The sequence below is a fragment of the Mesorhizobium sp. LjNodule214 genome, assembly GCF_964252735.1.
Taxonomy (GTDB): Bacteria; Pseudomonadota; Alphaproteobacteria; order Rhizobiales; family Rhizobiaceae; genus Mesorhizobium.
In genome coordinates, this window is the sequence record NZ_CAXUPE020000002.1 from 387,553 (window position 1) to 410,362 (window position 22,810).

At 62.5% G+C, this 22,810-nt stretch carries 20 protein-coding genes; 6 read left to right on the plus strand and 14 right to left on the minus strand.

Translation table 11 applies throughout. From position 1 onward, the window contains the following. Positions 1 to 209: 209 nt before the first annotated feature. The 3 genes from ACSQ3Z_RS15820 (at position 210) to ACSQ3Z_RS15830 (ending at position 3,838) form a co-directional block, all read left to right on the plus strand. Positions 210 to 2,279: an ASKHA domain-containing protein gene (locus tag ACSQ3Z_RS15820; protein WP_436172267.1), complete on the plus strand. Its 2,070-nt coding sequence runs from the start codon at positions 210 to 212 to the stop codon at positions 2,277 to 2,279. 188 nt (positions 2,280 to 2,467) lie between these two features. After that, positions 2,468 to 2,653 carry a hypothetical protein gene (locus ACSQ3Z_RS15825; protein ID WP_436172268.1) on the plus strand — a complete coding sequence of 62 codons (186 nt, stop codon included), beginning with the start codon at positions 2,468 to 2,470 and terminating at the stop codon, positions 2,651 to 2,653. Between the two features lie 237 nt (positions 2,654 to 2,890). Beyond that, entirely contained in the window at positions 2,891 to 3,838 is a 948-nt protein-coding gene (locus ACSQ3Z_RS15830) for an alpha/beta hydrolase fold domain-containing protein (protein ID WP_436172269.1), read from the plus strand. A gap of 94 nt (positions 3,839 to 3,932) precedes the next feature. On the opposite strand, the gene ACSQ3Z_RS15835 is transcribed toward ACSQ3Z_RS15830, so the two are convergent. Together ACSQ3Z_RS15835 and ACSQ3Z_RS15840 are read right to left on the minus strand one after the other, a co-directional pair. Further along, positions 3,933 to 4,832 (minus strand): LysR substrate-binding domain-containing protein, encoded by a 900-nt coding sequence (locus tag ACSQ3Z_RS15835; RefSeq protein ID WP_436172270.1) that lies wholly within the window; start codon positions 4,830 to 4,832, stop codon positions 3,933 to 3,935. Between the two features lie 12 nt (positions 4,833 to 4,844). Further along, positions 4,845 to 4,997, minus strand: coding sequence for a hypothetical protein (locus tag ACSQ3Z_RS15840; RefSeq protein ID WP_192181026.1), 153 nt, complete (start codon positions 4,995 to 4,997; stop codon positions 4,845 to 4,847). Positions 4,998 to 5,035: 38 nt separating this feature from the next. On the opposite strand from ACSQ3Z_RS15840, the gene ACSQ3Z_RS15845 reads away from it, so the two are divergent. From ACSQ3Z_RS15845 to ACSQ3Z_RS15855, 3 genes are all read left to right on the plus strand, one after another. Then, positions 5,036 to 5,221, plus strand: a complete 186-nt coding sequence (locus ACSQ3Z_RS15845) for a hypothetical protein (RefSeq protein ID WP_436172271.1) — start codon at positions 5,036 to 5,038, stop codon at positions 5,219 to 5,221. A gap of 330 nt (positions 5,222 to 5,551) precedes the next feature. Next, a complete protein-coding gene (locus tag ACSQ3Z_RS15850; protein ID WP_081482193.1) occupies positions 5,552 to 5,686 on the plus strand; it encodes a hypothetical protein in 135 nt (44 codons plus the stop codon). 339 nt (positions 5,687 to 6,025) lie between these two features. Then, the gene (locus ACSQ3Z_RS15855) at positions 6,026 to 6,964 is read left to right on the plus strand and encodes a GlxA family transcriptional regulator (RefSeq protein ID WP_436173917.1); all 939 of its coding nucleotides are present in this window, start codon (positions 6,026 to 6,028) and stop codon (positions 6,962 to 6,964) included. 142 nt (positions 6,965 to 7,106) lie between these two features. Here ACSQ3Z_RS15855 and ACSQ3Z_RS15860 read toward each other — a convergent pair whose 3' ends face one another. The 12 genes from ACSQ3Z_RS15860 to ACSQ3Z_RS15915 form a co-directional block, all read right to left on the minus strand. Next, positions 7,107 to 7,454 carry a peptidase inhibitor family I36 protein gene (locus tag ACSQ3Z_RS15860; protein ID WP_436172272.1) on the minus strand — a complete coding sequence of 116 codons (348 nt, stop codon included), beginning with the start codon at positions 7,452 to 7,454 and terminating at the stop codon, positions 7,107 to 7,109. Between the two features lie 148 nt (positions 7,455 to 7,602). Then, positions 7,603 to 8,451: a DUF1194 domain-containing protein gene (locus tag ACSQ3Z_RS15865; protein ID WP_436172273.1), complete on the minus strand. Its 849-nt coding sequence runs from the start codon at positions 8,449 to 8,451 to the stop codon at positions 7,603 to 7,605. An 86-nt stretch (positions 8,452 to 8,537) separates the two neighbouring features. Next, the gene (locus ACSQ3Z_RS15870; protein WP_436172274.1) at positions 8,538 to 9,389 is read right to left on the minus strand and encodes a site-2 protease family protein; all 852 of its coding nucleotides are present in this window, start codon (positions 9,387 to 9,389) and stop codon (positions 8,538 to 8,540) included. 113 nt (positions 9,390 to 9,502) lie between these two features. After that, positions 9,503 to 12,064 carry a GcvT family protein gene (locus ACSQ3Z_RS15875; protein ID WP_436172275.1) on the minus strand — a complete coding sequence of 854 codons (2,562 nt, stop codon included), beginning with the start codon at positions 12,062 to 12,064 and terminating at the stop codon, positions 9,503 to 9,505. A 312-nt stretch (positions 12,065 to 12,376) separates the two neighbouring features. Next, a complete protein-coding gene (locus ACSQ3Z_RS15880; RefSeq protein WP_436172276.1) occupies positions 12,377 to 13,603 on the minus strand; it encodes a hypothetical protein in 1,227 nt (408 codons plus the stop codon). 8 nt (positions 13,604 to 13,611) lie between these two features. Continuing rightward, positions 13,612 to 15,084, minus strand: a complete 1,473-nt coding sequence (locus ACSQ3Z_RS15885) for an aspartate aminotransferase family protein (protein ID WP_436172277.1) — start codon at positions 15,082 to 15,084, stop codon at positions 13,612 to 13,614. A 29-nt stretch (positions 15,085 to 15,113) separates the two neighbouring features. Beyond that, complete coding sequence (locus ACSQ3Z_RS15890; RefSeq protein ID WP_436172278.1) at positions 15,114 to 16,121, minus strand: NAD-dependent epimerase/dehydratase family protein; 1,008 nt, start codon at positions 16,119 to 16,121, stop codon at positions 15,114 to 15,116. Further along, the gene (locus ACSQ3Z_RS15895) at positions 16,118 to 16,552 is read right to left on the minus strand and encodes an EamA family transporter (RefSeq protein WP_436172279.1); all 435 of its coding nucleotides are present in this window, start codon (positions 16,550 to 16,552) and stop codon (positions 16,118 to 16,120) included. The genes ACSQ3Z_RS15890 and ACSQ3Z_RS15895 overlap by 4 nt, the downstream gene beginning before the upstream one ends. Positions 16,553 to 16,674: 122 nt before the next feature. Beyond that, complete coding sequence (locus ACSQ3Z_RS15900) at positions 16,675 to 18,027, minus strand: FAD-binding oxidoreductase (protein WP_436172280.1); 1,353 nt, start codon at positions 18,025 to 18,027, stop codon at positions 16,675 to 16,677. Positions 18,028 to 18,029: 2 nt separating this feature from the next. Then, on the minus strand, positions 18,030 to 19,463 hold the full coding sequence (locus ACSQ3Z_RS15905; protein ID WP_436172281.1) for a UbiA family prenyltransferase: 1,434 nt from the start codon (positions 19,461 to 19,463) through the stop codon (positions 18,030 to 18,032). 249 nt (positions 19,464 to 19,712) lie between these two features. Beyond that, the gene (locus tag ACSQ3Z_RS15910; RefSeq protein WP_436172282.1) at positions 19,713 to 19,976 is read right to left on the minus strand and encodes a hypothetical protein; all 264 of its coding nucleotides are present in this window, start codon (positions 19,974 to 19,976) and stop codon (positions 19,713 to 19,715) included. 172 nt (positions 19,977 to 20,148) lie between these two features. After that, positions 20,149 to 22,632: a mechanosensitive ion channel domain-containing protein gene (locus ACSQ3Z_RS15915; protein WP_436172283.1), complete on the minus strand. Its 2,484-nt coding sequence runs from the start codon at positions 22,630 to 22,632 to the stop codon at positions 20,149 to 20,151. Positions 22,633 to 22,810 lie beyond the last annotated feature (178 nt).

The window sequence follows — 22,810 nt, forward strand, 5'->3', positions numbered from 1 at the left end:
GGGGAACTTATGTTTTCTGGATAGATACCCTGCTCTTTTCACTCTTTGTCATATGGGCCATTAGAGTGCCTAAGATTCTTCCCCCGCACTTGAGATACGCAAAGTATTTCGTCAGATTTTTCGTTGCTTTCAATCTCGTAGCGTTTGCTGCTCTTACCGTTTACTTCAAATTAACAATCGACACGACGGGCGGCTGAACGGCAAAACCAATGAACTCACCTGCCAACATCACCGATCCGCTCGTGCTGTTCATGCCGTCCGGCAAGCGCGGGCGGTTTCCGGTCGGCACGCCGGTGCTCGATGCCGCGCGCCAGCTCGGCGTCTATGTCGAGAGCGTGTGCGGCGGGCGCGCCACTTGCGGGCGCTGTCAGATCGAGGTGCAGGAAGGCAATTTCGCCAAGCACAAGATCACCTCCTCCAACGACCACATCTCGCCCAAGGGCGCCAAGGAAGAGCGCTATGAGCGCGTCCGCGGCCTGCCCGAACGGCGCCGCCTGTCCTGTTCGGCGCAGATCCTCGGCGACCTCGTCATCGACGTGCCGCAGGACACGGTCATCAATGCGCAGACCATCCGCAAGGACGCCGACACCAGGGTAATCGCCCGCGATTCGGCGATCCGCATGTGCTATGTCGAAATCGAAGAGCCCGACATGCACAAGCCGCTCGGCGATCTCGACCGCCTCAAGATCGCTTTGATGAAGGACTGGGGTTTCAAGAGCCTCGAATTCGACTTCTACCTGCTGCCGCAGGTGCAGGGCATTTTGCGCAAGGGCAACTGGACCGCGACCGCCGCCATCCACAAGGATGCCGACAGCGACATCGCCCGCGTCATAGCACTCTGGCCCGGCCTCAAGAACGAGGCCTATGGGCTCGCCTGTGACATCGGCTCGACCACCATCGCCATGCACCTTGTGTCGCTGCTGTCGGGCCGTGTCGCCGCCTCGTCGGGCACCTCCAATCCGCAGATCCGCTTCGGCGAGGATTTGATGAGCCGTGTCTCCTACGTGATGATGAACCCGGACGGCCGCGAAGGCATGACGGTGGCAGTGCGCGAGGCGATCTCCGGCCTTGTCGACAAGGTCTGCGCCGAAGGCAATGTGCAGCGCGGCGACATCCTGGATTCTGTCTTCGTCGGCAATCCGATCATGCACCATCTGTTCCTCGGCATCGACCCGACCGAGCTCGGCGGCGCGCCCTTCGCACTCGCCGTCTCGGGCGCGGTGCGCATCAAGGCGTCGGACATCGGCCTGAAGCTCAATCAGGGCGCGCGTCTCTATATGCTGCCCTGCATCGCCGGCCATGTCGGCGCCGATGCGGCGGCCGTCACGCTGTCGGAAGGCCCGCACCGCCAGGACGAGATGATGCTGATCGTCGATGTCGGCACCAATGCCGAGATCGTGCTCGGCAACAAGACACGCGTGGTGGCGGCCTCCTCGCCCACCGGCCCCGCCTTCGAGGGCGCCGAAATCTCCGGTGGCCAGCGCGCAGCCCCCGGCGCCATCGAGCGCGTGCGCATCGATCCCGAAACGCTGGAACCGAAATACCGCGTCATCGGCTCGGAGCTGTGGTCCGACGAACCCGGCTTCCTCGACAGCGTGCAGGCGACCGGTGTCACCGGCATCTGCGGCTCCGGCATCATCGAAGTGGTGGCCGAGATGTATCTCGCCGGCATCATCTCCGAGGATGGCGTCGTCGACGGGTCGCTGGGTGCGCGCTCGCCGCGCGTGGTCGCCAATGGCCGCACCTTCTCCTTCGTGCTGAAGGAAGGCGAACCCAAGATCACCATCACCCAGACCGACGTGCGCGCCATCCAGCTTGCCAAGGCCGCGCTCTATGCCGGCACCAAGCTTTTGATGGAAAAGCAGAACGCCGACCATGTCGACCGCATCCATTTCGCTGGCGCCTTCGGCTCGTTCATCGATCCGAAATACGCCATGGTGCTGGGCCTGATCCCCGACTGCGACCTCGACAAGGTTTCGGCCGTCGGCAATGCCGCCGGCGCCGGCGCCCGCATGGCGCTGCTCAACCGCGGCTACCGCCGCGAGATCGAGGAAACGGTGAGCCGCATCGAGAAGATCGAGACCGCGCTGGAGCCGAAATTCCAGGAGCATTTCGTCTACGCGATGGCGCTGCCGAACAAGGTCGACCCGTTCCCGAAGCTGTCGGCGGCGGTCAAGCTGCCACCGCGCAAGACGGTGAGCGAAGACGGGGTTGCCGGCGACGCCACGCCGCGCCGGCGTTCGCGCGAAGGCCACGCTGCACGGCGCGGGCGGGAATAAGCCGTCTGCCTTAAGCTGGCAGGTCCGTTCAATTTCAGTTGCATGCGAATGTTTCCGGATCAGCTCGAGCTGAAACAAACCGCCATTTTCGTGAAATCCACCAGATACACGCACGGGGCATACAACCGGCATCGAACGGCAGGCAGGAAATGTCTTTCAGCCGCCGCAACGCTCCAGGGGAGATGAAGATGTCGATGTTCGAAAGCCTCGGCCGCTATGGCGCAGCCATCAAGCATGCACACAGCAGGAGCAAGTCGGTCCGGGCACTGAACAGCCTGCCGCCCGAAATCCAGAAGGACATCGGCTGGCCGATCTCGCCGCGCAATGACGCGCAGGCCACCCTTTCGGCTCTGCTCCTGGGTTCGGCGCGCTGATGACCTTCGCCGACAAATGCAAATTGCTCGGCACCCGCCGGGGCCGTTCCGCGGCCTCGGCGGCCAGCATCAACAAGCTGCGCGCGGCGCTGCTGCCGCGGCGCTGAGTGTTGCCGCGGACTGGATCACACCACCGTGTTGTTCCGGCGCAAATCTTGACATTTTTCGCGCAGAGACGATCTTCGGATGAGTGGGGGATTTCTCTTAGTCGGCTCCGGCCGAAGTCCGTGTATCCGCATGCCCAGTTTTAAAAGCCACGTCGTTTCCTTTGTCCTCAGGCATAGCCGCAAAAAGGCTTTTTCCAGCCCGGAAAACCTGCAGCGCTGGATCGCTTACGCGCGCAAGACCGAGGACCACCATCCGCCGGCATCGCTGCACCACCGCTTCGACATTGCCGAGCGCAGCGTCAACGGCTTCCCCGTCTATGACATCGCGCCCAAGGCTGGCGAGCACAAGCGGATCCTCTATCTGCATGGCGGCGCCTATGTCTTCCAGATCACCTCCTATCACTGGGGGCTGATCGCCGAGATGGCTGAGCGGCTTGGTTTTGGCATTACCGTGCCGATCTACCCCATCGCACCCGAGCACGATTTCCACGCCATGTTCGGCATGGTCGGCGACGTTTACCGGCGGATGCTGGACGAGACCAACGTCGAGGACATCGTCTTCATGGGCGATTCTGCCGGCGGCAACATGGCCGTTGTGCTGACCATGATGGCCGCAGAAGAGGGCCTTCCCCTGCCCTCGCGCCACGTGCTGATCTCGCCCGGGCTCGACATGTCGCTCTCCAACCCCGAAGTGTTCGAGGCCGAGCACAATGATCCCTGGCTCGGCATTTCGGGCGGGATGGAGGCAGTCCGGCTCTACAGCGCCGGCATCGACCGCAGCGACTGGCACATCAGCCCGCTCTACGGCGACCTCTCGGTCTTGCCGAAAACGCTGCTCCTGACCGGCTCGCACGACCTGCTCAGCCCCGACAATTTGATCTTCGCCGAGAAGGCGCGTGCCGCCGGCGTCGAGGTCGAAGTCGTCTACGAGGAAGGCATGTTCCACGTCTGGCCGCTGATCGAGATGCCCGAAGCGCGGCGCGCCAGGGACAGTATCGTGAAGTTTTTGGCCGGCGAGGCCAGGACACGGCGGGCGAAAGCCGGGCAATGGTCGCTGCAGGGTCAGGCCGCGACCTGACCATCACGGGCCAACCGCGTCGTCCAGGTTACCATTTTGACAAAAAGCCCGCCCCGATCGAGCCGAGGCGGGCTTTTTCATAGCAGCGCAAAATTCAGAACTTGCCGGTTTCCCTGAACACTTCGAAAGTCGCACGGATGTGGTCGGCGACGGCCTTCACCGGCGCGCTGGCATCCGGCGCCACCACCATGGCGAGATTGTAGGTGCCGATATCGGGCATGCCGTCCTTCGGGCAAAGCTCGACCATGTCGTTGCCGAGGAAGGATTTCGGCAGCGGCGCCACCGCCAGGTCGGACATGATGGCGGCGCGCTGGCCGGCCGTGTGCGCGCTCATATAGGCGATGCGATAGTTGCGGCCCTCGCGGCCGAGCGCCTCGAGCGCCCCTGCCCGCCAGGCACAGCCCTCTTCCCACAACGAAACCGGCAGTGGTTCGCGCAGATGCGCGCAGCCGCCCTTGGCGCCGGCCCAGACGATCGGCTCGGTGAGCAGGACCTCGGCGCCGAGTGCGCTGGTCTTGTAGGAGTTGGTGAGCAGCGTGATGTCGAGCGCACGGTCGTCCATGCGCCGGCGCAGATTGACGCTCTGGTCGATGGTGACGTCGACCGCGATCGACGGATGCGACTGCGCGAAACGCTTAAGCACATGCGGCAGCACGCGCTCGCCATAATCGTCCGGCGAGCCTAGCCGCACCACGCCGACAATGTCTGGGATGATGAACTTCGACACCACCTCGCGGTTGATCGACAGCAGCCGGCGGGCATAGCCGAGCAGTATCTCGCCATCCGTGGTCAGCGTCACCGAACGCGCGTCGCGCGCGAATACGGAGCGGCCGAGAATGTCTTCGAGCTTCTTGATCTGCATGGAGACGGCCGACGGCGTGCGGAACACCGCATTGGCGGCCGTGGTGAAGCTGCCGGTCTCGGCAATGGCCACGAACGTGCGCAGGACATCGAGATCGAGCAGCGGCAGTGGATGATTGAGTGGGGCGTTCATCGGGATCGACCTTCAATTTTTCTGATGTGAACGATCATTCCATTTCGTTTGATTGAACATCACTTTGGGAGGATAGTCAACTCCATCGAAGCAGCAGGCATCGAAAGCGGTCACGAAACGACCACCACGCAGACCTGCAATCGACATGAAATGAAGTTGAAACATGCCGGCCCGCTCCGGCCCCAACACGAAGGAGAATGAAAATGTCCATCCTGTCGTCCATTGGTCGCCTCGCGACCGAATTCAGCGCAGCCCGCACCCGCTACCAGACCGAACGCGCCATCCGCTCGCTGCCGATCGAACTGCAGAAGGACATCGGCTGGCCCGAAGCCGCCGACACCAGGACCGGTGCACGCAGCGGCGTTGGATCCTGGGCTGGAGCGAAGTAAATCGTGTGTATCAAAGTCTGAAGGCCTGCCGCCCAGACCCGGCAGGCCTTTTTATTTGCGTTCAAATGATTTCTGCAGCCATGCCGCCGCTGCATGACGCATATGAGGCACTTGCATAGCAGCCCATTTTTCGAATTAACGCACTGTAAATAATCGTAAATTCTGGGCAGCTTGCCCAACAATGTCGCAACCCGCGTCGCTTTTCATATCAAGTGCTTCGCATTTGCGATTTAGTTTTTGCTCACACAAGCCTATATAAGCGCCAGCAAACGAGCTGCCCCACTCCATCAAGCGAAGGCGACCCGTCTGAGCAACCGAATGGAGATGAACATGAAGCTTTTTGCCCGCCTCTTCGCCCGTCGCGAGATGAACCTGACGACCGCTCTCGAGCGCCAGCGCCTTGCCAAGACCATGCCTGGCCAGACCGGCGCCATGAATGCGGCGCGCCTCGGCTTCGTCGCCTGAGATACCGACTTCAAATGCAGCGCTCCCTGCCGCTGCTTCGAGTTTGACGCCGCTTCGGTTCTGCCGGGGCGGCGTTCTATTTCGTCCAGTCGGTTCGGCAATTGCCCGATCCGCTGGCGCGGCCTGCCCGTCGCGTAAGACAATTGCCCATTTGCGACCCATGTCGCAAATTTAGTTGCCGCAAAGCCCTCTACCCGATTGACAGGAATGGTTTTTCCTGATGACGCTATGCTGTTCGCGACATCCTGTTCGCGTCATGGCCGCGCGAGGTTTCCCGTGAATGCCGTAAAGCATCCGATCAGAAGATCGTTTGTATTCTTCCTTGTCCCCGATTTCACCATGATCGCCTTTGCGACGGCGCTCGACCCGTTGCGGTCGGCCAACCGGATGCTCGGCTACGAAGCCTATCGCTGGCGTCTCGCCAGCATCGACGGCAAGCCGGTGCGCGCCTCGAACGGCGTCGAATGCGCGGTCAACACCTCGCTCGAGGAAGAGCGCAAGAAGATGGCTGGGCCGGATCGGCCGAACATGGCGATCGTCTGCAGCGGCGTCAACGTCGAGCGCTATCAGAACAAGTCGGCCTTTGCGTGGCTGCGCGAGGAATACAATCGCGGCGTCGCCGTCGGTGGGCTCTGCACCGGCGCGCACATCCTGGCCGCCGCCGGCCTGCTGTCGAACAAGCGCTGCGCCATCCATTGGGAGAACCTGCCCGGCTTTTCCGAGGCCTTCCCCAAGGCCAATGTGTTTGCCGACCTGTTCGAGATCGACCAGAACATCTACACCTGTGCCGGCGGCACCGCCGCCCTCGACATGATGCTGAAGCTGATCGGCGACGATTTCGACGAAAGTCTCGTCAACCGGGTGTGCGAGCAGGTGCTGACCGACCGCGTGCGCAGCCCGACTGATCGCCAGCGCCTGCCGCTGCGCGCCCGCCTCGGCGTGCAGAACTCCAAGGTGCTGACCATCATCGAACTGATGGAAGCAAACCTGTCCGAGCCGCTGTCGCTGATCGAGATCGCCGACCATGTCGACCTGTCGCGCCGGCAGATCGAGCGCCTGTTCCGCACCGAGATGGGCCGTTCGCCTGCCCGCTACTATCTGGAGATCCGGCTCGACCGCGCCCGCCACCTTTTGATCCAGTCGTCGCTGCCGGTGGTCGAAGTCGCGGTCGCCTGCGGCTTCGTCTCGGCATCGCACTTCTCCAAATGCTACCGCGAGCTCTATGCCCGCTCGCCACAGCAGGAGCGCGTCGACCGCAAGCAGCTACTGGCGGCCTAAGCAATTCCAGGAAAAGTGTGAAGCGGTTTTCCGTCCGGAATTGCGTCAAACAAACAGATAGAGCGGTTGAGCGTTTCCGTGAAACGATGAACCGCTCTACCCTGTCAGACCATTGCCGGGTTCGCCCTTGAGGCGGCCCGGCTCAGTACCGCTCCTCGCAATAACACTCGGCGGACGAGATGGTGTCGTTCCAGCCGCTGTTGCCGAAATTACGGACCCTGCGATTGAGCTCGATCGACTGGCCCCCCATCCTCGAATCCTCATAGGCGACAAGCGTGCAGCCGCGGCGCACGATCGCCGACGATACGCGGTCGTTCCAAAACTGGCCGCCGCGAAAACTCACCGAGTCGTTGGACCCCATCTCAATCGCGCGGCCGCGAAAATTTGCATGCTCGAACATGACGCAGCCGGTCTCACCCTCATATTGGGCGCTGGCAGTGCCGGCACAAAGCACCGAGGCAATAGCCGTCAGGATGACAAGCTTCTTCATAAGCATTCTTCTCCTCAAACCGCATTTGCCGCCAGCGGCCTGATCTCGCCCGGCGCATGCGAGTTTGCCATTGCGCAGGCCAAACAGGCAACCCAAAGCATCAGCCAAGAAAGGAAATTGCCCAGATTGAGCGTGTCCGCTCTGCGCGCTATCGGGCGTCGAACATCCAGCTGCGATCGCGCCACATTTTCTCACCCACCTGGCAATCCGCGACTGGTATGTCCTGCGCCAAGACAACAGGCGGATGATCAGCTTCTTCCGCCGCCCATTGCGGCGAGGCCGGGCCGGCAAGTTCCAGCACCAGCTTGCGGCGGATCGCTTCGGGAAACTGCGTCCAGTCATTGACCGGAATCATGAAGGCGCCGGGGCCGCCGATGACACAATCGCTGTAATAGCGATCGAGATTGTTGACGTCATAGGCACCGCTGAAACCGCCTCGCGTCATCAGCGGCAGCCCGTTGATGGTGATGCCTTGCCTGACCACCTGGTCGCGGATGAAATTGACCGGTGCGCCCTGGTTGTTGGGACCGTCACCGGAAATGTCGATGACGCGCTTGGCGCCCTGGAAGCCGCTTTCGGCGAAAAGGTCGCTGCCGAACTGCAGCGCGCCGGAAATCGATGTGCGCCGGGCGCTGCCCGGCGGATGAGCGGAAAGCTGCGCGGCCACCCGCTCGGCGTCGGCACGACTGGCGATCACCGTCCATGGCACGACGACCTGCTGCCAGGTGGCGCCGGCCCATTCGACATAGGTGACGGCGATCTTGCCATGGGCGCCGTCGGCAATGGCCTTCAGAACGCTGTCATGCGTCAACGCCGCCGAATAGCCGTGGCGCTGGATTTCGAGTTCGTCCGGCGACATCGACAGCGAAACATCGACGGCCAGCACCAGCTCGATGTCGACGAGTTCCGCGGCGAGGGTTCGCGAGGTCAGGCCAAGCAACAGCGCCAATGCGGCGGCGCTCGAAAGCAAATATCCTGCATGGCCAGAAGCGGACATGACGCAACGGTAAGCGAGAATCGCCCATCAACAAAGCAAAAAGCCCGACAACGGATCGGGCTTTTGCGACCACGCACTTCCGCTGATCATCGTTTGTTGACTGGCCAGCCGCCCTTACCCCTCCAATCGACAGGCTCGGCCTCGTCCGGTTTGGCTTCGCCAGCCTTGGCAGACGAACGCACGATGCGCCTCTTCCCGACTTGGCCGCGAACAGCTGTCCAGTTCGGTTTGAATGACGGGGGAAACCACAACAGAACACCGGCGGCTGCCGCTGGCAGGATTATGGCGAAGCGAAGAACCGACAGTACCATGCCGGAGATGCCGACGATCTGCGCCGCCCGACGCACGCCGAAGCGAGGCAAAAGCAAGTCCCTGGCGATCGTGCCGCCATCCAACGGAAAAGCCGGCAGAATGTTGAGCACGGCAAGGACGAGGTTCAACAGCGCGCCGAGCCAAAATGTCCATGCCAGAGGACTGATCGGGTTTAAAGCCAGCCAACCAACGGGCTGATCCGAAGCAAGCGGGCGGAAAGACCCAAAGGCCAGATAGCAGCATGCAGCAAACGTCACTGCCAATATGAAGTTTGTCAGAGGACCTGCGAATGCGATCCGCGCCCACATATAGGGCTGCGGTTTCACGGACCGGGTGGATTTGAAATGTGTCAGCCCGCCGAACAGATACAACTCTATCCGCTCGGTCCCTATGCCTAGCCGACGCGCGGCCCACATATGCGCAAGCTCATGCAGGAACACCGACAGAAACAACAGCGCTCCGAAAATGAGCGTATGAGTGACCGCTTCCAGCGGGCTTGTCCGCCACTCATAGACGAAAGGCAAAACAACAGGAATCGCAAAGGTCCAGGAGATGCGAACAGGTATGTCGCCGCGCAGCCAAAACACCAGCGCATCATTCTTCTTGTCCCAGCTCAAGAGACGCAATTGCCGTCCTCCCCCAAGGCAACGGTAGGCGAGAATCGCTCCTGAACAAAGCAAAAAGGCCCGGCTTCTGCCGGACCTTTTGTATTTGGAAACTTTGCCGGAACTCTAAGAAACTAGTTGCGCGGCTTGAGGTTCTCCGGGTCGTAGAGCGGCTTGTAGCCGACGGAAGCGACCTCGACCGGATAGGTCTCGCCGAAATACTCGACTTTGAGCTTGCGACCTTCCTGGCAAAACGTCCATGGCAAATAGGCGAGCGCGATGTTCTTGCCGATCGTCGGGCCATAGGCGATCGATGTGGTGAAGGACCGGCGGCCCAGCTCGTCGACGAGCGTCTCGCCTGTGTCCGGATCCATCACCGGCAGGGTCCCCACGGGATAGCGGGCAACGCCCCTGGAATCGGTATTATCCGTCATCACCAGCGTGCACAGCATGGCCGGCTGATGCGCGCGGGCACGATACTCCACATGCTTGGCTTTGCCGCTGAAATCATTCTCCTTGACCTTCGGGCGCGCGAGATCGGCTTCCAGCAGATTGTACTCGGTCAGAAGATCGGCGTTCTGCAGCCGCAGGCTCTTTTCCATGCGGCGGGTGTTGGCGTAGGTCTCGACGCCGAAGGGCATGACGCCGGTCGAGCGCAGCGCGTCCCAGACGGCGAGCCCGTCCTCGTAGCGCATATGCAACTCCCAGCCCTGCTCGCCGACATAGGAGATGCGGAAGGCGGTGACGTCCTTGCCCCCGATTTTAACCGGCTTGATCGCGGCGAATGGGAAATTTTCGATCGAGAGCCCGTCCGGATTCTCGACCACCTTCTGCAGGGTCGCCCGCGCGTTCGGGCCCCAGATGCCGATGGTGACGAATTTTTCCGTCACGTCGGTGATGGTGACATCAAAGCCCTTATCCTGCGCGGTGCGGCGCATGTACTGGAAGTCGCGCGGCCCGGCGTCGGCGCCGTCGATCACTCGGCAGCGGTCGGCCATGCGGATCACCGTGAAGTCGGCCCGCACCATGCCCTCCTCGTCGAGGAAGTGGGTATAGATACCTTTGCCGATGTTGTTGTCGCCGCCGACCTTGGCCGCGCACAGCCACTCAAGCAGCGCGACATGGTCCGGACCTTCGACGTCGTACATGGAGAAATGCGACAGGTTGACGATGCCGCAATCCTCGCTCATGGCGAGATGCTCGGCATTGGAGACGCGCCAGAAATGGCGGTTGTCCCACTCGTCCTGGCGCACCGGAACGCGGTTGCCATACTTCTCCAGAAGATGCTCGTTGGCGGCATAGCCGTGCGCGCGCTCCCAGCCGCCGAGCTCCATGAAGTAGCCGCCGAGTTCCTTCTCGCGCTCCCAGAACGGCGAGCGGCGGATGTTGCGGGCCTTGGAGAAGGGTTCGCGCGGATGCACCGCCGGATTGTAGACCTTCATCGCCGTCTCGGTGCAGCGGTCCCAGATGAACTGCTCTGTCGTCTGGTGCGGATAGAAGCGCGAATAGTCGATGGCGTGGTGGTCGATCGCGGTGCGGCCGTCGGTCATCCAGTCGGCGATCAGCTTGCCCATGCCCGGGCCGTCCTTGACCCAGATGGCGACGGCATACCAGAGGCCCCTCACCTTCTGACTCTCGCCCATCGACGGGCCGCCATCGGTCGTCACCTGCAACAGGCCGTTGAAGGAATGGCTTTCATTGTAGCCGAGTTCGCCAAGGATCGGCGTCAGCTCCATGGCGCGTTCGAGCGGCGCCAGGATCTGCTCCATGTCGAGGTCACGCTGCGAGGGCGACAGCCGCGCCTGGTCCTTCTCCAGCAGGTCGCGCGGATGGCAAAGGCGCGGATTGGTCTCTTCGTAGTAGCCCCACTCGATCTGTCCGCCTTCGGCGGTCTTGGGGTCGCCGGTGTCGCGCATATAGGCCGAATTGCCTTGGTCGCGCAGCAGCGGCCAGCCGATCTCCTTGCCGGTGCCGGCAAATTCCGTGTACGGGCCGAAGAAGGTCAGCGGATGGTCGATCGGCATCACCGGCAAGTCCTCGCCCACCATTTCGGCGGTCAGCCGGCCCCATATGCCGGTGCAGACGACGACATAGTCGGCCATGATCGTGCCGCGGTCGGTCACCACGCCCTTGATGCGGCCATTCTCGACGATGAGCGACCTGGCCGAGGTGTTGGCGAACGCCTTGAGCTTGCCGGACGCTTCCGCCTGGTCGACTAGCTTGCCGGCCACCGTCTGCGAGCGCGGGATGACCAGGCCGGCATCGGGGTCCCACAGGCCGCCCTGCACCATCTCTTCTTCGATCAGCGGGAACTTCTGCTTGATCTCGGCCGGCTCGATCAGCCGGGCGCGGGTACCGAAGGCCTTGGCCGAAGCGATCTTGCGCTTGATCTCGGCCATGCGGCCGTCGTCACCGACGCGCGCGACCTCGAGACCGCCGATGCGGGCGTAGTGGCCCATCTTCTCGTAGAAATCGATCGAGTAGAGCGTCGTCCAGCAGGACAGGAAGTCATGGCTGGTCGTGTAGCAGAAGTCGGAGGCGTGCGCCGTCGAGCCGATGTCGGTCGGGATGCCGGATTTGTCGATGCCGACAATATCGGTCCAGCCGCGCTCGATCAGGTGATGGGCCACCGATGCGCCCACGATCCCGCCCAGCCCGACGATGACGACCTTCGCCTTTTCCGGAAACCCTGCCATTGCCCGCGACTCCAAGATGACATGCGGGCGCGCCGGCGCCCGTTCGATTGGCGCACAATATGCAGAGGACGGCGGTTGAGCTACCGCCTGTTTGCGACACGCCGCAGGTACGGCGCGACCCTGCCCACAAGCTCGCTGTCAGAGGCTTTGCAGGCGCCGACATTGACCGTCTGGAACGGTCTGCCGCCTCAGAAGCGCGCCTTCAGCGCCGCCGTGGCCAGGAACTTCGTGCCGCGCAGCGACGGTCCGCGATCGAGAAGCCCAGCGGACAAGCCGAGCGACAAAGCGTACTGTCCAGGCTGGACATCGAACCTATGGCTTGTCTCCGGGAATTGCGTGGAGTGCGGCACTGCGAGGACTCGCCGATGCCCACAACGCCATCAGCGGGCCGGCCAGCAGCAGGTAAGGCGGCAGCAGATTGGGGAAATAGATACGCGTGTCGTGGATCGGGAAGACCGCGAACTTCGCCAGCACGCCGAGCACCAGTGCCGCGAACAGGATGCCGGCGCGACGGTCGAGCCGGAAACCGGCACGGCCCAGCCCATACCATCCGGCCAGGGCCAGCACCGAGACGCCAACCCAGCTGTTCATGTCGACGGCGCGAAGCAGTGAGGCGGCGAACGCCTTGAGATAGGCGGCGAGCGAAAATGGCGGCTCGAAACCGTCCATATTGTAGTGCTGCTCTATGCTGGAGAACCACAGATGCGGCCACCAGCCGGGATGATGAGCCCAGTGCGAGATGGCGAAATAGGCGACGAAGGAGACGGCAAAGCCGGCCAGCGCGCCCCACGCCCTCTGCTGGAAGACCACCAGCAGCACGGCGAAAATGGCAAGGAAAACAATATTGTCCGGCCGCGCCATGAAGGCGAGGAAAAGCAGGATTGCGGTTGCCGCCTCGCGTCCCCGCACATAGGCAAGCAGCCCGCCGAGGAACAGCGCCGAGCACAGCAGGTCCGGCGTCGATGCCCGCGCCGCATCGCCGAATTCGGCCATGATCAGCACCGCGCCGACGACCGGCGCCAGTGCCAGCGCGCGTTCAGAGCGCAACCAGAGCAGCGCAACAGTGCCAAACAACAGCACCGAGAATACCTGTAGCACCCGCATCGCCTCTACCGGCGACATGACCGAGCTCATGGTCGACAGGATTTCGGCATAGAGGAACTTGATCCGGTACATGCCGAGCAGCGAATGGAAATCGGCGGCGTTCTCCGCCATGTGGCTGCGGTAGCCGCCGCCATCATCGATCAGCATCTTGTAGTCGGCCGCCGAGACGCCGGCTTTGACCGTGCTGTAGGCATAGTCGTGCAAGGCCTGCGGGTCGGGATAGTTGCCTTCCTCGGCGATCGCCAGATAGGGCAGCATGTCCCAGTTGGCGTCGGGCATGATCCACGCCATCATCGCCGTCAGCAGGATGTAAAGCGAAAAGGCAACGGCCCCGATGCGTGCTGCGAACCGTGCATAGGTCCCCTCGCCCCACGCCAGACCGGCTTCGGTGAGCCGGTCGAGCGGGTTGTTCGGAACGGGCGACTTGGTCAGCATTGTCGAACTCAGCGAACCTGGCTTTTGACGAAATCCTTGACGATCGACACGATGCCGCGCGACAGCAGGCTGTCGAAGGCATCGACGAAACGATCGACATGCTCGCGCTGGCAGATCAGCGGTGGCTCGAGACGGATGACGTTGCGGTTGTATTCGGTGAAGGCGACGAGCACGTCATAGTCACGCAGCAGCAGCGCACCGACGAAGCCGGACAGCGAACCCTTCAGCTTGTCGTCGAGCACGCTGACCACAGGCCGCAGCACCATCGGCAAGGTCTGCGAGAAGTCGTGGAACTCGAGCCCGACCATCAGGCCCTTGCCGCGCACGTCCTTGATCATCTTCGGATATTTCTCCTTCAGCGCCTGCAGCCGCTGCAGCAGATAATCGCCGGTGGCGGCGGCATTATCGATCAGCCCCTCGTCATAGAGCACGTTGAGCGCCTCGATCGAGGTGACGCAGGCCTCGCCCATGCCACCGAAGGTGGCCATGGCATGGATCATCGCCGTCTTGGGCGTGCCATAGGCCTTCATGTAGATCTCGCGCCGGGCGATCATGGCGCCGACCGCCGCCTTGCCGCCGCCGAGCGACTTGGCCAGCGCCGTCACGTCGGGAATGACGCCGTAGTGCTCGAAGGCATAGAAGCGCCCCGAACGGCCATAGCCGCACTGGACCTCGTCGGCGACCCACAGCACGCCATACTGGTCGCACAGCGCTCGCAGCTTCTGCCAGTATTCGGCCGGCGCCTGGATGATGCCGCCGCCGCCCTGGATGGTCTCGAGCACGACGACGCCGATCTCGGGATCGCTGCGGAAGGCACGCTCGACCGCCTCGATGTCGGCAAAGGGGATGCGGACCGTGTTGTCCGCCATCTTGAACTCGGCGCGGTAGAGCTGGCCGTCGGTGATGCCCAGCACGCCCTTGGTCTTGCCGTGGAAGGAATTCTCGGCATAGACGACCTTCGGCCGCTTCGGCCCGGCGGCGCGCTCGGCGAGCTTTACCGCCGCTTCCATCGCTTCCGAGCCGGACGATCCGAGGAACACCATGTCGAGGTCGCCGGGCGAGCATTTGGCGATGTTGTGCGCCAGTGCCGCCGCATATTGCGACATGAAGGCGATGGCGATTTCCTGGCGCTTTTCCTCCTGGAATTTGCGGCGCGCTTCGAGGATGCGCGGGTGGTTGTGGCCAAAGGCCAGGGAGCCGAAGCCGCCGAAGAAATCGAGGATCTTTCGGCCGTTCTGGTCGATGTAGAACATGCCTTCGGCACGCTCGATCTTGATCTTGTGGAAGCCGAGCAGCTTCATGAAATGCAGCTGGCCCGGATTGAGATGCGCCTTGAACAGGTCTGTCATCCGCGCCACGTCCATCGTCTTCGCCTGCTCGACGCTGATCAGGTCGGGCTTGGCGATGGTGGCGGGCGACAGCGATGGCGCGGCGACCATTGTGCGCGCGTTCGTGTGCTCGGGTTTGGCCATGACGGTCATCTCAAAAATCCTCTGTTCGGCGGAGCCCGTTATTCGGCGGGCACATGGCTGGCGGCGACGGCGTGGCCGTCCTTCTTGGCGCGGTATTCGCTGTAGGCGGCGATCAGCATGTCCTCGTCGCGATATTGCGGCACCCAGCCGAGCTGGCGCCCGGCCTTTGACACGTCGAGCACGCACTCCTCGTCGGCGATGAGGTACTGTTCAGGATCCATGATCGGCAGGTTCATGAGGTCGAGCAGGTCTAGCGTGCGCTTGACGGCCCAGCCCGGTGTCGGGATCAGCAGCGATTTCGACCCGGCATGCTTGATCAGGTCGCCGAGCAATTTCTTCACCGGCGGCGGGTTGAGCGAACCCAGATTATAGGCCTCGTTCGGCACGCCGGCCTTCCAGGCGGCGCGCGCGGCTTCGGCGCAATCGAACACCGAGATGAACTGATAGGGGTTCCTGCCCGAGCCGATCATCGGCACCGGAAAATTCCAGTCGATCAGCTTGAACAGTTTTTCGAGGATGCCAAGTCGGCCGGGGCCGATGATCAGGCGCGGCCTGAACAGCGAGATCGACATGCCGCGCTTGCGCCATTCGGCCGCCAGTTCCTCGGTCTTCTGCTTCGACCAGCCATATTCACCGAGCGGCGCGACCGGGTGCTCCTCGGTCATCGGCATCGTCACCGTATGGCCGTAAATCATGTCGGTCGTGTAGTGGACCAGCTTTGCGGCGCCGGCCTTGTCCATGGCCTGCATGATGTGCTCGGTGCCGTGGAAATTCACCGGAAAGAAGAAATCGTGGCGCTTGGCGCGCACCTGGATCGGCGACAGCATTTTCGCCGAAAGGTTGTAGACCATGTCGTCGCCCTTGAGGCCGACCGCGGCAACCGAGGCCGGATCGGTGACGTCGCATTTGACGAAACGGACCAAGCGGTAGTGCGGCAGGTCGCTCTTGACGATGTCGGCGACGACCACCTCCTCGCCGTCGGCCACGAGCTTGGGAGCAAGATGACGGCCGACGAAACCGTCGCCGCCGAAAATCACATGTCTCATCGAACGATCTCGTTTGCTTGGATCTTTTCGGACGAAAGGGAAGCCGTTTCCTCCTCATGCCCGCGCCCACTCTGCGCGATCAGCACCGTGCCGACGCAGATGCAGGCGATGCCGGCAATGCGCCAGCCATTGAGGTCTTCGCGGAAGACGAAATAGGCGAAGATCGCGACCGCGACATAGGCAAGGCTGAGGAACGGATAGGCGAAGCTGAGCTCGACCTTGGACAGCACATAGAGGTGCGAGGCCATCGAGATGACGAAGGTGCACAGCCCAAAGAACACCCAGGGGCTGAAGACGATCTGCAGCAGCTTCAAAAGCGGATTGGTGCCTTCGAACGAAATCGGCCCGAGCGACATCATGCCTTGCTTCAGCATCAGCTGCGCCGCGGCATTGGTCATGACCGTAAAGAGAATGAAGACGATGTATTTCATGGTTGCCACCCGCCCTGCAGCGGTCCTATTACAAACCTGCAAAGATTTCGTGAAGTCGCGAGAAAGTTTTGAGTAAATCTTGGTATTTACGTTTCATTTACCAAGATTTATTGACGTTCTATCTATTCCGCCGCCTCGACCGTTCCTCGCCGCACATCCAGTTTCTTCGCCGTCCGCGCCCAGAAATCGGACATGAAGGCAGGGTCGCGGAGCGCTTCCAGCCGCTGCCATTCCGGGAACGACGCCGCGAAGGTCTCGGCGCCCATCCGGGCATCCTTGTAAGGATTGACCGCGCCGCCCGCCTCGATGGTGATACGGTCGAGTTCCCTGAGCAGATTCAGCGTCTTTTCACCCCGGTTGGGGAAATCCAGCGTCAGCGTATAACCCGGTCGAGGGAACGAAAGCAGCGCAGGCGATCGGACAGCGCCGAAGCGCTTTAGCACGGTGAGGAACGATCCCTGCCCGGCCAGTCTCGCTGCCTCCAGCAGCGCCGGCACGGCTTGGCGGGCAACGTCTTCCGGCACCACGCTCTGATGCTGGAACAGCCCTTTCGGACCATAGAGCCGGTTCCAGTCTCCGACGCCGTCGAGCGGAAAGAAAAAGCCCTGGTAGCCGACCTGGCGCGGCGCCGGCGAGCGGCCCTTTTTCCAGCGATAGGCGGTGTTGAAGGCGGTCAGGAATGGCCGGTTGAGGACATTGAACGGCGGCTGCAACGGCGCCGAAAGGCGTCCGCCGGCGCGAGAAGCCTTGTGGGAGCCATGCTCGGCATGGTTGCCGGTGAGCAAGAGGCCGCGCCCTCGGCCATGGCCGCCGGCAAGCTGGTCGATCCAGGCGACGGCATATTCATTGGCCTGGTCGGCGGCTTCCGCCAGGTCGAAGAATTCGCCGAGATCGCGAAACGGCGTCGCCTTCTCGACGATGTCGATCGAAGGCACCCGCATCAGCCGGATCGAGGCCGACAGGATCAGGCCGGTCAGCCCCATGCCGCCGATCGTCGCCTGGAACAGCCTTGCATTGCTTGCGTCCGAGCAGCGGTAGCTGCGCCCGTCGGAGCGCAGCAGCGTGAAGGAAGCGACATGGCAGCCGAACGTGCCGCGCCGATGATGGTTCTTGCCATGAACGTCATTGGCAATGGCGCCGCCGAGCGTGACGAACTGCGTGCCGGGAACCACTGCCGGAAAGAAGCCGTAGGGCGCGGCATGGGCGATGATATCGGACAGGAGCACGCCAGCGCCTGCTTCGAGAACACCGGTCTCGGCATTGAAGGGGCGGATGCGGTTCAGCGGCCGCATGTCGACAACCGAGCCCGTCTCGTTCTGGCAGGAATCGCCATAGGAACGGCCATTGCCATAGCCGAGCAGCGAGCCGTTCTTCGCCGCGCGGCCCTTGAGCAGCGCGATGGCCTCATCAGCCGCAATTGCGCGCGGCGCCGGCGGCGTGGCGCGGCCGAAACTTCCGAAGCGCTCCGCCGCCATCCCTACCAGCCTCCGGCGACCAGCAGCGCCGCACCAATCAGCACCACGATCTGGCTGCGCCAGTCGCGGATGATGAAGACGACAGGATCGTCATGCATTTCGTTGCGGCGGGCGAGGATCCAGACGCGCATGGTGAGATAGAGCACGATCGGCGCCAGCGGCCAGACCAGCCAGGGATGCGGATAGAGTTCGCGCACCGAGACGCTGTCCATATAGAGCGCCAGCACCAGGGCGGAGGAAAAGGCCGAGGCCATGCCGGCCTGGGCGACGATCTCCTGATCTTCGGTGCGGTAGCCACGGCCGGCGATGCGCTCGCCGACCGGAATGGCGGTGGTGCGCAATTCGACATAGCGCTTCACCAGCGCCAGCGACAGGAAGAAGAAGATCGAAAAGGCGAGCAGCCAGAACGAGACGTCGACGCCGGTCGCCGCCGCACCCGCCAGCACACGGATCGAATAGAGGCCGGCCAGCGTCAGCACGTCGACCAGAAGCATGCGTTTGAACGACAGCGAGTAGGCCGTCGTGACGACTATGTAACCGCCGAGCACGCCAAGGAATTCGAGCGACAGGAAAAGGCCCGCGGCGATGCCGATCGAGAGCAGCGCCAGGATCGCTCCCATGCCGAACGGGATCGACAGCGCGCCGCTGGCGAAAGGCCGGTTGCGCTTGGTCGGATGCCTGCGGTCGAGCGCGAGGTCGAAGAAATCGTTGAGGATGTAGATGGCGGACGCCACCGCGCAGAACGAGACGAACGCCACCGCGCATTCCCAGATCATGTCGATGTTGAAATATTCGTGCGACAGCACCATCGGCACCGCGATCAGCACGTTCTTCAGCCACTGATGCACGCGCAGCATCTTGACGAAGGTCTTGAGGGTCGGTTTCGGCGTCGGTACCATCTCGGCGCCATGGGCGGCCTGCCAGCGCGCGGCGCGACGGTCGGGCGCCACGACGATCGCACTGCGCGCGGCGTCGAACACCCTGACATCGTGCCGGCTGTTGCCGGCATAGTCGAAACCGCCATCGCCATAGGCGGCAACAAGCGAGGCACGCTTCCTGCCTGACGTCATATTGTGCGGACCGTCGGTCGCCAGCACGCGATCGAAAATGCCGAGATGCGCGGCGATCGCCTCGGCGAATTTGCGCGGCGTGCCTGTCGCCAGCACGATCTTGCGGCCTTCGCCATGCTCCTTGCGCAGCCGCTCGAGTAGGACCTCGCGGTAGGGCAGCGAGGCCGGATCGATGTCGATGCGGTCGGCGATGGCCTGTTTCAGCCGGGCCGGGCCGCCGGCCAGCCAGAACGGCACCAGGAAAATATAGAGCGGATTCTTCTTGAGAAGGGTGAACAGGCCTTCCCACAAAAGGTCCGTTGCAATCAGCGTGCCGTCGAGATCGACCGCAAGAGGGATCGCGTTCCTGTCCGACCTCGCGTCCATTTTTTCCTGCCCTGCCTGAAGCGCATGACACCGAATGCCGGTCCGGATGAGGTCATGTGCAGATACACCCGCGCCATGTTTCGGCGTCTTCGCATCGGATATAGCGGGAGATGACGTAACGATCGTTAAAACGCCCGGTTGTGGCCGAGCGGCGCGGTGGTATTTCCCGCGTCATTGTTAAACAAGTACTACCGGAAACAATAAAAGGCCGGGCACTACCCGGCCTTCGCAAGAGTTGCTACCGCAAGTTTACTTGATGCGGGCGACGCCGCCCGAGATCTCGACCGTTTCGGAGCCGGTCAGGGCTTCGAGGTCACCATTCGGCAAGGTGACGAAACAGCCGTTCGGGCAGAATTCCACGGTTTCGCCGGCGGCCAGCGCCAGCTCCGTCTTGCCGCCGCCCTCGGTCACGATCAGCGTCCGGGTCTCGGCGTCCTTGTTGACCGCGCTGGCGGCGAAAGCCGAACCGTCCACGGCAAGAAAAGCGATGGCGGCGACGACAGACTTCCACATTTTGCAATATCGGTGTTTCCACACCGCCTCTGGTTGCATTTTGCAAGGCATTCTCGCCCTTTGCATGCGAGCTTATATGACTTGCAAGCTGAACCGCAACTGAATGCCGCATTCATGCCGCAATTGGTTTCGCGGCACGAGAAGGCGGGCTCGCGGGCCGGGATCAATGGGCCTAATCCGGGTCGGGCTTGCGGCTCTTGCGCCTCGACTTCGCCAGGCGTTCCCTCTCGGCCGCGGCTGCGGCTTCCGCCTCCTCGCGCTCGGCGAACTCGGCCTCGGTCTTGTCGTCGTCGATCGGCCACGCCTGGTGCCTCTTGACCTCGGCGCGCGGCGTCGAGGGGATCTCGATATGCTCGCTGTCGAAAGCATCGAGAACCGTGAAGCGGATGTCGTTCTGCACGATGGCGCCGTTGAGCACATCGGCAAGAAAGACCCGGATCTCGAATTCGAGCGCCGCCGCGCCGAAATTGGTGAACAGCACGAACGGCTCCGGATTCTTCAGCACCAGCGGATGGCTGCGCGCAATGTCGAGCAGGAGGGCGTGCACCCGCTTGACGTCGCTGCCATAGGCGACGCCGACCTTGATATCGACGCGGCCGAGCTTGTTGCGGTGCGTCCAGTTGCCGACCGCGTTGTTGATCAGGTTCGAATTGGGCAGGATCACCGACTGCCGCTGGAACGTCTCGATCTCGGTGGCGCGCACGCTGATCTTCTTGACGGTGCCGCTGATTTCGCCGGCAACGATCCAGTCGCCGACTTTGAACGGCCGCTCGGCGAGCAGGATCAGGCCCGAAACGAAATTGGAGACGACATTCTGCAAGCCGAAGCCGATACCCAGTGAAAGCGCGCCGGCAACAAGCGCCAGGTTGGACAGGTCGATGCCCGCCGCCGAGACGCCGACGAGAGCTGCTAGTGCGACGCCGGCATAACCGACCGCCAGCCGGATCGAGTTGCGCACGCCGGTGTCGACCCGGCCGCGCGCCATCACCGAGCCGTCGAGCCAGCCCTGGAACCAGCGCGTCAGGAAATAGCCGATGACGAAAACGACGATGCCGCTGAGGATACCAAGGAACGAGATGGTCACCGAACCGATGGAGACGCCGGTCGCCAGCTTGTAGGCCCAGGCCTGGATGTCGCCGGGCTGGAAACCCCACATCAAAAGGATCAGCGGCAGGAACACCAGCACGATCATCAGGTTGATGGCTATGCTGACGACCAGGCCAAGCTGGTCGAGTGCGGTTTCCTCATAGCTGGAATTGGTTGAAAGCCAGCGCCCGATCGAGGTGCCGGCGAAACCGCCTTCCTCGCCGATCTCTCGCGCCGAAAGAAAGCCGATATAGGCGGTGATCAATATGGTGCCAGTGACGACGACCTGCAGCGCGACGAAAAGGGCCAGGCCGATATAGCCGAACAGCGCCGCCGCGATGGTGAAAAGACCGAGCGCAATGGCAGTGTAGCGCAGCCATACCGGCCAGGGACGCCAGCTTTCGTCGCGCCCCTTGAACGGTTTCAGCAATGCCATCAGGATCAGGATGACGCCGAAGATGATCGTGGCGACAAAACTTCTGACGATGGTGACCGACAGCGGCGAGCCCATCTTGTCGTTGACCACCGACAGGAAATTGTTGACGCCGATGACAATCGCCATGGCTGTCGTCAGCCGCACCAGCCAACGCGCCGGACCCGTCTCGACCGGTATCAGGCGCCAGTTCGGCAGCCGCGGTTCCAGCGCCGCATTGGTCAGCCGGTTGACGCAGAACACCACCGCGATGACGGCAGCCAGCGCGTTTAGGAAGACGCCGATATCGCCGCGCAGGACATTGTAATAGTTGAACAGGAAAACCGTCGAAGCGAGGAAGGCGCCGACCGCCAACGTCGGCAACAATGTCGACCAGAACGCCACCGACAACCGGCTGAGATAGGAAGGATCCTCGACCGACGCATCGGCTTCGAAGATGTGCCCGAACAGGCGGCGGCCGCCGACCAGCAGCACCACTGCGAGCGCGAGCGCCATGAAGGTCGCCGCAAGCATCGCCTTGAACTTGAACTTGAAGGCAAAGCCCAGCCAGGACGACACGGCCCTGTAAAAGTTGGCGTATTCGTCCTGGGCGTCGGAAACGACCTGCGGGCTCAGCGCGTCGGAGAGTTGATAGCGTTTGGTCAAAAGGTTGCGGAACAGTTCGCTGCGCATGTTGCCGATCTTGTCGATCAGGCCACTGATGCGGATCGACAGGTTCTGCGCGGAAGCGATGACGGCATTGATCTCGGCCTTTTCCGACGCCAGCGCCTGGCGTTCGCCGGTGACGATGTCGGGCTCTTGCGGCTGCCCCGCGGCCGGCGGCGGCCCCAGCGTCTCGATCCGGTTGTTGATGTCGGTGAGGCGCGAACGGAAAGCCAGCGCGCTGGTCAGCGCCGCCCGAGACATTTCCTCCAGCTGCAGCCGGATTTCCACCAGCGTGGCATCGTCCTCGCCGTCCTGCTGTATTTTCTTCTCGAGACCGTCGGTCTTGGCGGTCAGGTCCTGGATGGCCTTCTGCTGGTCGGTGATCAAACCGGCCGCGCCCTGGCCGATCGCCTGCGCCATCGCGTCGAACGACGGCGGCGCCGCGACGACAAGCGCAAGGATCAGGATCAGGCGGAGCAATCGAAAAAACATCTGTTGTCTGGCGACTCGCGGCAAAGGCCGGTTCTGAAAACCCATCCTTGATAAAGACGCTGATATGATGGGGCAAGCCATCCCGGGCGGCGCGCTTTCGGAGTCGGCCAGTCGAAAAGCGATGGCGCAATCTTGGCTTTGCGGCAGCGGCCTGCTCTATAGTCTGCCGCATCGCACA